The organism is Bacillus sp. ISL-75, assembly GCF_018613095.1.
The window spans coordinates 69,052-80,504 of sequence record NZ_JAGGQX010000028.1 but is presented as its reverse complement, the minus strand read 5'-3'; the positions used below and the strand labels follow the sequence as shown (position 1 = coordinate 80,504).

Genomic DNA, 11,453 nt, shown 5'->3' with positions numbered 1-11,453 from the left:
ATGTACGCGAAACTGTGAAGCAATTTCTGAAGAGCCCGGTGCGGGAAATCCGCACGCCGGGTTCTGTGGGGGTTTGAGTCGCCAATTGGGCGACCTTTCTACCCGGAGAACTGAAAGTAAAAGAGACAGCCGTGAGGCTATCCCATTGAAATCAGTTTCTTACTCTACAATTAAAATTGATAGCCCCCACATTTGCTTTATGTGATTTTTGCTTTCAATCCAGTTTTTTTCTTAGTTTGGCATTTCATTGGCAACATTTACATAGATATTTGTCAGAAAATTCGAATGTAAGGACATCTCTTTTAATAAAGTAATGTAAACGGGCGTAAAAAGTCTTTCTGCCGAAAAGTTTCATATTGCGGTAAGTAAAGGAACTATGTTCTTTTTAATTAAAAGGGAGGGGTTAAAACTGCATATTGTAGCCTGTATCAAGCAAGTGCCTGACACCAAAATTATCAAGATGAATCCAAAGACAAACACGATGGACCGGAGGACGGCGCCTGCGATATTGAATCCGTATGATACTCATGCTGTTGAAGAGGCAGTTCGTCTAAAGGAAAGGTACGGGGGAATCGTATCAGTCGTAACAATGGGGCCGCCTCCGGCGGTTAACGCAATTAAAACGTGCATTGAAATAGGCGCCGATGAGGGCTATTTGATCACGGACCGCCGGTTTGCGGGTGCGGATACATTGGCAACGAGCTATGCCGTATCAAAGGCACTTGAAAAAATTGCAAAACTTAAGCCGATAGATTTGATCATTTGCGGAAAAATGTCCATTGATGGAGATACCGGGCAAGTCGGACCTGGAATTGCGCGGAGGCTTGATATTCCCCCGCTGACTTCTGTGAACAAAGTAGTGGAAATCAATCAAGAAGAAGGATATGCCATTGTCCATCGCAAGTTGGAGGACGGATATGAAGTCGTCCGATCCACATTGCCGTGTTTGTTTTCCGTTGAAAAAACAATCAATGAAGTGCCGTATTCTCCGCTTCCAAACATGATAAAAGCTGCCAGATATAAACCTCATATCTGGTCTGTTGATGACCTGGAAGAGGTTGATGTGAAGCAGCTTGGTTTGAAGGGATCTCCAACGATTGTCTCCAAAGTTTGGGCTCCACAAAAGCCGGCAGGGGGAACGTTCCTTGAAGGTAACCCAATGGCACAAGTAGAGCAGTTGGTCTCTGTCATGCTTGAAAAGAAAGAATTGTTTGAATCAAAGGAGGAAATGTAATTGGATTTCCGAGATTATAAAGGTGTTTGGGTGTTCATTGAACAAAAAGATGGAGTTGTTGCGCACCTTTCCCTTGAACTATTGGGTGCCGGCAGAAAGTTGGCAGACAAACGGGGAGTGGAATTGGCCGGTATTCTAATAGGAGAAAATGTTAAACATTTAACGAAGACCGTTTTTGAATACGGAGCAGATACAGTGTATGTCTATGATCAGCCCATCTTTAAACATTACCGGACCGAGTCCTTCATGAAGGCGCTGCTGGAATGTACTGAAAAATATAAACCAGAAATTATCCTCTACGGGGCCACCTCAACGGGTAAAGACTTGGCAAGTGCAGTGGCCACCGATATGCCGACAGGTTTGACAGCAGATACGACAGAGCTGGATGTTGAAGAGGAAACGGGGTTACTATTGGCGAGCAGGCCGGCTTTTGGCGGAAATATTATGGCGACGATTTTATGTAAAAAATATCGGCCCCAAATGGCGACAGTCCGCGCCAAAGTCATGAAAGCGCTGACCCCAGAGTCCGGGAGAACAGGCAAGATCATCGAAGAAACAATATCCCTAAAAGAAGAAGATATTCGGACAAAAGTCTTGGAAATTGTAAAGGAAACGGTAAAGAAAGTAAGAATCGACGAAGCGGATATTATTGTTGCAGGCGGAAAAGGTTTAGGGAGTCACGAGGGGTTTCAGTTAATACACCAATTAGCAGAAACTCTTGGAGGAGCGGTTGGTGCCAGCAGGGATGTGGTGGAAGCGGGTTGGATCGATCACGCTCATCAAGTAGGTCAAACCGGTGTGACGGTAACGCCAAAAATTTATTTTGCAATTGGAATTTCCGGTGCGATTCAACATATTGTGGGAATGAAAAATTCCGGTTTAATTATTGCCATTAATAAGGACAAAGAAGCCCCCATTTTTCAGACCTGTCATTATGGAATTGTAGGCGATGCCTTTGAAATCGTACCTATTCTAATCGAACAGTTTAAAAAGGCTTTATCCAGAGAAAAGGTAAGCAATACCAGCGAAGGTTGATGGAATGATGCCGGGGCGAGAAACATAAAATAAAAATTCTCAAAAAGGTCGGAGTCTTTAGTTCACACAATAAATTATTTGTTACTCACGATAACCCTATAATAAAGCCTCATAGTGATTTTTCACTCATGAGGCTTTTTCCTATATATATCTATAATAGAAGCCTAATGAAATCTGGAATAGATGGATAAATAAATTAGCTTATTGGAAAGATAAATTAATTAAAAGGGGATATTTTATGATAAAAACAGCCTTTTGCCATTATTCTCTTTAATTCCATTCTTTCATTTATAATAAAGTAAAAATAATTAACGATATTTGGATGTTTACATTTCTCTTTAGCTGCTGATTTATACTATAGTTGAGTTCAAATACAAGATGGTTAAACAATATCAGTAAACAGGAGATTTAAATGGAAGATACACTTATACCCATTCTGAGAACAGCTGTCAGCTTTATGATTTTAATACTCGTTACTCTGGTTATTGGAAAGCATATTAACTCTCATAAAAACCACTATAGCTTTGCATTATCCGTTACAATTGGTTCCTTTATAGCTAACATGGGGTTTGATACAAATATAAAGTTCAAAGAAATGCTAATTTCATTTCTTGTATTAGTTTTAATGTTTTATTTGTTCATGGTGTTATCTTCTAGGAGTCGAAGTTTTAGAAAATGGTTATCTGGTAGACCAACCCTGCTAATAGAAAAAGGAAAATTACTAGACAAAAATATGAAAAAGGTTAAATTCTCGATTGACGACCTTAATCAGCTTTTAAGGGAAAAGGATATCTTTAATATATTTGAAGTGGAATACGCATTACTAGAAGTGAGCGGGGAATTATCCATTCTTAAAAAGATACCGTTTCAAAATGTAATAAAAAAAGATTTAAATTTGCCCAATTCATCAGAGTCGCTGCCAGTTGAACTAATTATGGACGGGAAAATCATCGAAAAGAACGCTTCCGGCATCTATAACCGTGAGTGGATTGAAGCTGAATTCAAAAGAAGAAATTTACGAATAGAAGAAATTTATTATGCTGTAGTCAATAGCGGTGGTTACCTTTTTGTAGACAAATATGAAGATAAAATAACTTCACCTACAGATGTTGAATAATTTGGAAAGGCTAATTGATAATAAGTTGTGAAAAATGGATACCAATCCAATTATACAGGAGTAGCCAGTTTTTGATTGGATTGGTAATTTGTCCATATCATAAAACCAGTTATTAGAATTATGATGGAGTTCTGGACTCCTTCGTCCTCTAGCTGCTTCTTGCTGACGAATCGCAGGCGCAACGCTATCCGTACCACCTCCACATGCCCTCTGTATATCCCGTGTGCGTTTATAGGCTTTCGCAATATTTATAGGAAGGATAATGTCGAATATTAATTTATAATAATCTAAATTTTTAACATCTTTAGACATATAGAATAGAAAAATATATAATCATTATGAGGAAAAAACATGAAAAGAGGAGAAATAATGGATATAAAACGTCAAAATGTCGATTTTGGTAATTCGGTCTTTCAAACCCTTGTGGACGGTTATTATTTTGAGATTCCTACAAATGTAGTAGAAATAACGAGGGAAAAGGCAGACGGCCACTTTCCGTCTACTTTCCATGATCCCCAATCCCTTCTTCAAAGTTTACTCATTTCAACTACGATAGACGGTGTAGAGAAATATTATCTGGTGGGCGAATCAGCGGAAAAACAAGCATTAGGAAACAGTCATATCAACAAACTTCATGATAAAACGGAATCTGAGATTCCCTATGTGATGTTCCTAGCGTCAGCAGCTTATTACAATGTATTAAAAGGGAACGGCATTGAAGATAAACGGGTGAACATTAATTATTTTTCAACCATGCTTCCAATTTGGTTGCTTAAGAAAACGAACAAGTTCAGTGATATGCAAAATAAAATGGCAAGTCGATTTGAAGGGGAGCACAAAGTTACGATTTTAACACCAGGATTTGAAAGAGTTGTATCCATTCATGTCGAAACAAGCAAATGCCGGATTGAAAGTGAAGTTGCTCGTTGGGCAATTAAAAAAGATTTTGATTTACAAGATCGTGAGGAAGCAAATTCATTTCAAAACTTTGAAACTCTAATTGTGGATTTAGGCGGAGGGACTGTTGATCTTGCATTGCTTCAATTAGGACTTCAAGCTCCTAAAAGCAGGGAATCATTGAATTGCTTCGCAGACATTTCGTATCTAAAACACATTGAGAAACTAAGAAGTGAAAAGTTACTCGAGTACTTTGGTGATGTTCGTTCACTAGAAGAATTCATTATCAATAACATTGAGAAAACAAAAATGGAGCAAAGGGATGGAAATAGCGGTAAAAAGGTTGATCTCACAGAGCAAATCCATGAGTCATTAAGGGAGTACACGCAAATTTTAATAACGAAAATTGAAAACACATTCCCATCACCTAAAGATAAGGTCTATAAATATGTTTATATTGGTGGAATAGCCAGCATCCTTAAACGATTCATCCAAGAATCGATCAATATAAGGTATGGAGACGAAATTAGAGAGCAAAATCATCTATTCCTTCAAGATACAAGAAAGTTAAATTTATATGGTCTAGAAATAATAAGCAGGCATGAAACAAACTTAGTTTTCGCTTAAGAAGAGGAGGAGAATGTATGAACAACAAAGATCATCTTCTTGGTGAAAAGTTCTTTGGCGGATTAAACAATATGTATTCACATCTAGGTGCACAGATGGTTTCACCATTTTACGTACTATCGAACTTTTTTCTAACTGCTGTTAATCACCAAACGGATGAGGTCAGATTAATGAATAAGGAATCAGGAAGTAAATACGAACGTGTATTGCTTACTTTAGAAACTTTGAAAATCTCTCCAAAGGTGTATTCAATACTTGAGCAAAAAGCACAAGCAAATGAGCTGGAGGAATATATTACAAATCTTGTTGAGCATGATTTAGATAAAGTGGAAAAAGAAGAAGAGGCAATAACCTTATTTGATACACTTCGTGAAGAGTTTTTAGGTGAGATCAACTTACTTAAACAAAAATTCGCATCCCGTCTTGTTGAAGATCCTAATGAGATGGGGTCCGGCCAAGAAACCGAGTTGCGGGATTTTGTAACGAAACTGGGTGAGCAAAAATTAGACAAGGAAGAATTCCAAACGTTGTTAAACTCCCTCCGCAGAGAGTTTTTAGACGAGATTAACTTACTTAAAAAGGAACTTACCTTCCGTCCGGTTACCAATCCAAATAAGTATAATCCTGCCATTGAACCTGCGGAAGAAGCGAAAGATATTAAAGAAGGACAATTAGTCAAAAGTGATCAAGTAAAAGGGACTATTAAAGAAGTTATAGATATGGATTTTTAAATATGAAATAGCGGAGTGATGCTCTGCTACTTTAATAAAACGTCCAAGAGATTCCTCTTGGACGTTCGTTGTAAACGGAAGAAGGAACCAACTTCTGTACTCCACTAATTAGTTTACAAATCCTAAAATCTTTGTTTCCAAAATCGCTGCCCCATGGCCTGAGATGGAAATTGTTCTTTCATTTTTTCATCGATTAGGGTACTGGAGTGGTTAAAATAGTTTTTCCACATTTCAAACATTTCTAAGTTTTGAGCCATTTACTTTGTCTCCTCCACTTTTTCCATTTTTGCTAACACTTATGGTCCCCAATTAATTCTAAATAAAGTTAGGGTAAATATGTGAAGAAAAAGTATATACTTTAAACAATAACTAATTGACAAGCTTCTCATATAGGTGTAAATTACATATAGTGTTTTTTATTAATTAGGAGGTTTTTTATAATGGAATTAAACAATGAGTTCGTTACTAATTTTGGTGAATCTCTATTAAACATTTGGACAAACAGTTTGGACAAGGTGACCGATTCTCAAAAAGAAATAGAAAATCTTTTGCTTCAAGCATTTACAACACAAAAAGAATCATTGGAGAAAATTGCTGAAGGAATGGACTTTATCCAAGAACAACAGAAAAAATTAATTGCAGATGTTCGCGATTATGTAATGCAAAATGTTGAAACAGTTTACGGTGAACAAGCAAGCCAAACTTTCGAAAAGTGGTATGCTCAACTAGATGAAATAAATATCCGTGTTCAACAGTTAACCTCCACTCCATACAAAGAAAGTTTAAATTTATTAAATCAGTCACAAGAGCAGTTCCAACAATCGATTAAAAATAGTATCGAACAGCAAAGAAAGATTCGTGAAGAGGCTGTAAATCAATTTAAAACTGCACAAAAAGGATTTATGGATTTATTTGAATCCAACACAAAAATGGCATTTAATTTGTTTAAGTAGAACAGCGAATTTTCGCTGTTATATTTACAATGTACATATAATACTAAAGGGGCAATTGTAGCCACCATTGTGGAACGTAATTAAAATATAGTTCAACAATTTGATTTTTTTCAATGCTGGCCTCCTAATATCCTTATCTTGCTCTCATAATTTGGAATATTTAATACTTCTATCATTCTGGGAAAAGATACTAGTCAGATGACGTTAAATGATATTATTCAAGACTTTGTTCATGTTATTGAAACAAAAACGAAGGCGATAAATAGTTATAATGGATAAGAATTTCCTGCATATTAAGAATAATGCTTTATTTTGGAAAGTAAAGACTGTATTTCGTTCTGCTATTTTTTATTAAATTCTATTAAATAAAAGAAATTTTTTTGTTTTACCGACTAACAAATATTTCCTTTTTGTTTAAGTCAAAATGATAAAGAAATTGGAAAATATATACCTTAATCTTTATCAACGGGTGCAAAGAAAGGAGTTGCCATTTGGCAGCTCCTTGTTGTGTTAATAAGCAGTTTAGCTAAACCAGAATTTCGCATTATATTCGATCCTCTGTAGTGGACATCTTGGCTGCAAGGATGGATAACGGGTGCTTTGGACTTAGAACAAAATGGACGAGTCTTTTGTGTTTTTGTATACCAATTAATATTCTAAACAGGAATTTTCTATTATAACCGTAAACACAAAACTATAATTCTATAGGGTGTGGTTTGGGCGGGGATACTTTTTGTGACAGGTCCGTATATAACAATTAGATCTCTGTTCGCAGGGGTTCTTGAAAAGAGTTGCCCATTTGTTAATACTATTTGAGTATATGGAGAAATATTTAATCGTAATCGTCCATCACTACTCTCCAACTCACTATTAAAATAATCTACTTTTACATTCTGATATGGGCTATCTTTTACCATGACAAGTGCTTGATATTGTGGAGGGTAAATCAGAAGAGCAGGTGCATTTCCATCATAATATCCAGTCACGCGATCTCCTACTGCCACCATTACATGGTCAACAAAGTAGGTTGTGGGTGACACCACGAAATTTACTAATGCTCCCAATCCGTTTTCTACAGATATTAATTTATAACAGCCTTCACCTTCACCATTTTGTCCTGTAAAAAAATCACTAATCATAGTGACAGTCCCGTGAAAAGAATAAAAATTTGTCATACAATACCTCCATTACTTTAAAAAGATAATGGCTAATTAACTTTGTTCCATAAGTATAGTTACCATACGTTTGTTCTTGGAATTGCCTGAACAAATAACTCCCCCAATAAACATTTGACAATTACTTGGTGTACCATATGCAGGTCAATACCTATATGACACCATAAGGTTAAGAAAATGTTCTGTATAGTAAGTTTAAGGTGATTCATAAGTGAAAAAATGTTTATTGTTGATAAACCATGAAAGAGCTAATAATTTTATAAGGTCTGTATGGAGCTTACCAAGAAATAACTATTATATAGGTAAATACACATTTATGAGAGTACAGGTTGATAGGTAAATGATTGACATCGTTTATTTTTGAATAAATTTACAAAACAGAATGTGAAGAATCGTACTTAAAAAAACAGGGGGCTTTGCTTCAATATAGGAATTACACATTTTTCTTATTCAAGTAAAGGGTACAGTTAAGTGGAAGAAGAAAAATAATTGATTGTAATAAAAACCGATATGCGATATATTGGTTTTATGGAAAAAGACATGATAAAACCAATTAAACGTTTGTCGTTTAGAGATGAAGTATATCAAACTTTAAAAAAGTCGATTATTACCTTGGAATTACAACCAGAAGAACGCCTAAATGACAAAGAATTAGCAGAGAAGTTTGGAATTAGTCGTACTCCTGTTAGGGAAGCATTAAAACGACTTGAAGACGAAGGACTTGTTGAGTCACTACCAGGATCTTCTACTCGCGTAGCACCATTAAAGTTAGAGGAGGCGAAACATGCTTTTACGGTTGTAGCAGCTTTACATGCTTTAGCTGCTCGACTTGCAAATCCTTTATTGAAGGAAACGGATATTGAAGAATTAGAATTTAGCAATAAGACTTTGAGAGTAGCCATTGGAAAAGGTGATGTGATTAAGGCCATTGAAGCAGATGGAGCTTTTCATAAGGTTTTCCTAGATGCGGCTGCTAACCCTGAAATTGCCTTGGCATTGGAACGTATCATACCTAAAATTCAACGATTAGAAATCTCACAATTTATTTCGCTCAAAGGGTTAAAATCGGTAGAACAGCACGATCAAATTATATCATCTTGTAAAAATCAAGAACATGAAAGAGTAGTCCGTCTTGTAGAAGAAAACTGGCTAAGTCTTGGCGAACTATTAACACACCAAACGGAGCCGAGGTGAGTTCAGTTGAAATCAATATTAATAGGTATATGTGCAGCTTTCTTTTTTGCCTTTACATTTGTTCTTAATGCATCTATGGAGCTGTCTGGTGGTAGTTGGATTTGGAGTGCCTCACTCCGATATATTTTTATGGTTCCATTCCTTTTGTGTATTGTAATCGTGAGAAAAAATCTACGGTCACTCTTAAAGGAAATGAGAAAAAAACCAGGAAAATGGATGTTATGGAGCTTTGTTGGTTTCGGGTTATTCTATGCTCCATTATGTTTTGCCTCTGCTTATTCACCTGGTTGGCTGATCGCTGGTACATGGCAAATTACGATTATTTCTGGTGCATTACTTGCACCGTTATTTTTTGAAACGAATCACACAAAGCATGGTCCATAACAAGTAAGAGGGAAAATTTCCTTTAGAGGTCTAATCATGTCAATGATCATTCTGTTAGGTATTGTTCTCATGCAAATGGAACATGCAAAGCTACTTTCTTTAGAAAATCTATTATTGGGAGTTGTCCCGATTCTAATCGCATCATTTGCCTATCCTTTAGGGAATCGGAAAATGATGGATGTTTGTGAAGGGCGTTTAGATGCATATCAACAAGTCTTAGGTATGACATTAGCAAGTCTTCCATTCTGGTTTTTACTTTCCTTGTATGGCTTGTTTACCGTTGGAGTACCAAGTGGCGGGCAAAGTCTTCAATCGTTAATGGTAGGATTTTTTTCAGGAGTCATTGCGACTGTCTTATTTTTCATGGCTACAGATATGGTAAGAGGAAATATGCAAAAGTTAGCTGCTGTTGAAGCAACGCAATCAATGGAAGTGGTTTTTGCATTAGTGGGGGAACTAATATTTCTATCTATACCTCTTCCTTCTACATTATCCTGGGGCGGTATTTTGATCGTTATCTTTGGAATGATTTTGCATAGCTATGTTTCAAATAAAAGAGTGGAAAGTTATTTAGATCAGTCAGTTAATTTTAACTAAATAAAGGGTGCGATGCTGAAAGAAGGCATCGCTTTTTCACTATGAAATTTTCATCGGTTTCCTAGTAGTCAACCAATTGCAGGGCAATATAAATCATTTTTATAATGAACCGAAAGAATTTCCTAGTGTATATAGTTGGTAATAAAATTAATCCCATACAATTTGTGGGATTTTTTTTATTGTTCTTCATAGCTTGTAAAAAGCGAATTGCGACGTTCTCGGCATCGGAAGGCAAGTAAAGGCATACAATCCGAACATTTGGAAGTCTATAAATTGGCGCAAAGACTTTCCAGTAATGTCGATCGAACCGAATTTCGACGTGCAGATCCTTAACTCGGAAGAATAATAGCTTGGGTGGGCCCGTACTCAGATTGGAGAACGCGTCCAATGAATGACCCATATTATGGTACGTTGTTTTTTTGATATTCCATATTTTCAAGTTAAAGACTATAAAACGTTAGCAAGGAAAGAAGAAAGGATGTAATAATTATTGCGATAAGTGGACGTATTGCTTTGGTACGTAATTCTTTTAAGCTAATATTTAATCCTAAGCCGGTCATAGACATGGTTAATAAAAATGAAGTGAAAACTGCAATATCTGACATAAGTTTTTTTGATACTACAACCTCATTTCCGATAATATAGCTCCCCACAAAACTCATAACCATAAAACCAATTAAAAACCATGGAAACTCGAATTTTGCCTCTCCCTCCATTTTTCCTTTCTTTTTCATCCAAAACATAAGGACAAAACAAAGAGGAATTAATAGAAACACACGTGCAAGTTTGGCGAGTAAAGCGTTTGCAAGAGTATCCTGGCCAGCAGGCGCAGCTGCTAAAGCAACGTGGCCAATCTCATGAAGGCTAATTCCAACCCAATTCCCGTAGTCTATAGGACTAATAGGTAAAAAAGGAAATAGTAACGTATAGATAATTGAAAAAACTGTTCCTACTAAAGCGATGATACCGACTCCCATTGCCGTATCCTCATCTTTTGCTTTTATAATTGGCGATACGGCTGCGATGGCAGCAGCGCCACATATGCCTGTTCCAACACTTAATAATAAAGAAAGATTAAGATCTGCTTTGAGCCATTTGGCAAGTATCATCAGAACAACAACGATTGAAAAAATGATTGTTACGGCTACTCTTAGCAATAGTGGAAAACCCTGATGAAATATGCCGATCATGTTAAGCTTTAAACCATAAAGAATGATGGCCAATCTTAGCAGTTTTTTGGATGAAAATTGAATACCAGTACGTAATCTCTCTGGGTATCCAAACACTTGTCTATAAACCAAAGCAAGTAAAATGTTATTTATCTGAACTTACGGTTAAAAATAAGTTTATGAAGGACTCTAAATAAGACCGATTGCGTTTGAGTATGACACATGAAGGGAATTGGTAAATCGTAATGTGGAGAAATTGGACATACTATCAGAAAACTGCATTTCGCATTGTTATCATATATATGGCGATTAGCGTTTTGTGGGTTTTGTTATCTGATTG

9 protein-coding genes and 3 pseudogenes are annotated in these 11,453 nt (G+C 36.4%); 9 read left to right on the top strand and 3 right to left on the bottom strand.

Annotated features, from left to right (window positions below; translation table 11 throughout):
* Positions 1 to 376 precede the first annotated feature (376 nt).
* The 5 genes from J7E63_RS13675 (at position 377) to J7E63_RS13655 (ending at position 5,641) form a co-directional block, all read left to right on the top strand.
* Positions 377 to 1,234 carry an electron transfer flavoprotein subunit beta/FixA family protein gene (locus J7E63_RS13675; protein WP_215013082.1) on the top strand — a complete coding sequence of 286 codons (858 nt, stop codon included), beginning with the start codon at positions 377 to 379 and terminating at the stop codon, positions 1,232 to 1,234.
* Positions 1,235 to 2,269 (top strand): electron transfer flavoprotein subunit alpha/FixB family protein, encoded by a 1,035-nt coding sequence (locus tag J7E63_RS13670; RefSeq protein WP_215013080.1) that lies wholly within the window; start codon positions 1,235 to 1,237, stop codon positions 2,267 to 2,269. It begins immediately after the preceding gene.
* 412 nt (positions 2,270 to 2,681) lie between these two features.
* Positions 2,682 to 3,386 carry a DUF421 domain-containing protein gene (locus J7E63_RS13665; protein ID WP_215013079.1) on the top strand — a complete coding sequence of 235 codons (705 nt, stop codon included), beginning with the start codon at positions 2,682 to 2,684 and terminating at the stop codon, positions 3,384 to 3,386.
* Positions 3,387 to 3,755: 369 nt separating this feature from the next.
* Positions 3,756 to 4,910, top strand: a complete 1,155-nt coding sequence (locus J7E63_RS13660; protein WP_215013077.1) for a ParM/StbA family protein — start codon at positions 3,756 to 3,758, stop codon at positions 4,908 to 4,910.
* Positions 4,911 to 4,927: 17 nt separating this feature from the next.
* Entirely contained in the window at positions 4,928 to 5,641 is a 714-nt protein-coding gene (locus J7E63_RS13655) for a hypothetical protein (protein ID WP_215013076.1), read from the top strand.
* 122 nt (positions 5,642 to 5,763) lie between these two features.
* Here J7E63_RS13655 and J7E63_RS30155 read toward each other — a convergent pair whose 3' ends face one another.
* On the bottom strand, positions 5,764 to 5,898 hold the full coding sequence (locus tag J7E63_RS30155) for a hypothetical protein (protein WP_285289936.1): 135 nt from the start codon (positions 5,896 to 5,898) through the stop codon (positions 5,764 to 5,766).
* Positions 5,899 to 6,081: 183 nt separating this feature from the next.
* Between J7E63_RS30155 and J7E63_RS13650 the strand changes: the two genes are divergently transcribed.
* Positions 6,082 to 6,594, top strand: a complete 513-nt coding sequence (locus J7E63_RS13650) for a hypothetical protein (protein ID WP_215013074.1) — start codon at positions 6,082 to 6,084, stop codon at positions 6,592 to 6,594.
* 674 nt (positions 6,595 to 7,268) lie between these two features.
* Here the strand turns inward: J7E63_RS13650 and J7E63_RS13645 are convergent.
* Positions 7,269 to 7,769: a hypothetical protein gene (locus J7E63_RS13645; protein WP_215013072.1), complete on the bottom strand. Its 501-nt coding sequence runs from the start codon at positions 7,767 to 7,769 to the stop codon at positions 7,269 to 7,271.
* 528 nt (positions 7,770 to 8,297) lie between these two features.
* Here J7E63_RS13645 and J7E63_RS13640 point away from each other — a divergent pair.
* The 3 genes and pseudogenes from J7E63_RS13640 to J7E63_RS30150 all read left to right on the top strand — a co-directional run.
* The gene (locus tag J7E63_RS13640) at positions 8,298 to 8,963 is read left to right on the top strand and encodes a GntR family transcriptional regulator (RefSeq protein ID WP_215013107.1); all 666 of its coding nucleotides are present in this window, start codon (positions 8,298 to 8,300) and stop codon (positions 8,961 to 8,963) included.
* Between the two features lie 6 nt (positions 8,964 to 8,969).
* Positions 8,970 to 9,944: pseudogene (locus J7E63_RS13635) on the top strand (DMT family transporter).
* A 214-nt stretch (positions 9,945 to 10,158) separates the two neighbouring features.
* Positions 10,159 to 10,290 (top strand): annotated as a pseudogene (locus J7E63_RS30150) (Ger(x)C family spore germination C-terminal domain-containing protein); the annotation flags it as partial.
* A gap of 94 nt (positions 10,291 to 10,384) precedes the next feature.
* On the opposite strand, the pseudogene J7E63_RS13625 reads toward J7E63_RS30150, so the two are convergent.
* Positions 10,385 to 11,257 (bottom strand): annotated as a pseudogene (locus tag J7E63_RS13625) (YeiH family protein); the annotation flags it as partial.
* Positions 11,258 to 11,453 lie beyond the last annotated feature (196 nt).